We start from the raw sequence: 629 nt of genomic DNA on the forward strand, positions 1-629 counted from the left end.
CGACGATTCGCTTTATGGTGTTGAATGAGCATGTCAGGATGGCAAGAGCAACGCCGTGTCAAGCGGTTAAATGCCGCACAGAACTGCCGCCAAACACAGCGTGCTGACGCACCGATGGTGTAAACAAACTATAAAGCATTTTCTGGTCGGGCGCGCTGACGGCATCCAATGCTTCAAGATGTTGCGGTGACAAAACGATGTCCAACGCGGATGCGTTATCGGCTATCTGCGCTACTCGGCTGACGCCCATCAAGGTCGATGTCACACCTGCACGGGCAGTCACCCAAGAAAGGGCTACCTTTGTTTGGCTTAAGCCAGTTTCGTCAGCAACCGCCTTGAGCGTGTCCAGGATTTTCCAATTTCGTTCGGTAAATAGCGAGTCACCAAACGGATTGGCGCCGTCCAAGCGTTTGTCACTCTCCGGCCTTGTCTCTCCTTCTTGAGCTGCTTCGCGGGGCAGTCCAGCCGCTCGCGGTGCAGCGCTTTCAACACTCACCCGGTCATATTTCCCGGTAAGCAGGCCGAATGCAAGTGGACTCCATGGCACGATGCCCATGCCGAATTCTGCCGCCAAAGGGACGAACTCGTCTTCGATATCGCGGTTGACAAGCCGACGATCATGCGACGGC

At 55.3% G+C, this 629-nt stretch carries 1 protein-coding gene; it reads right to left on the bottom strand.

The annotated features are described in order from the left end of the window. Nucleotides 1-58 precede the first annotated feature (58 nt). Nucleotides 59-629: aldo/keto reductase (locus tag ACP7BV_RS27640; RefSeq protein WP_426108116.1), on the bottom strand; the 571-nt coding region annotated here is incomplete at its 5' end.

The sequence above is a fragment of the Massilia sp. TSP1-1-2 genome (assembly GCF_049896185.1).
Classification (GTDB): Bacteria; Pseudomonadota; Gammaproteobacteria; order Burkholderiales; family Burkholderiaceae_D; genus Telluria_A.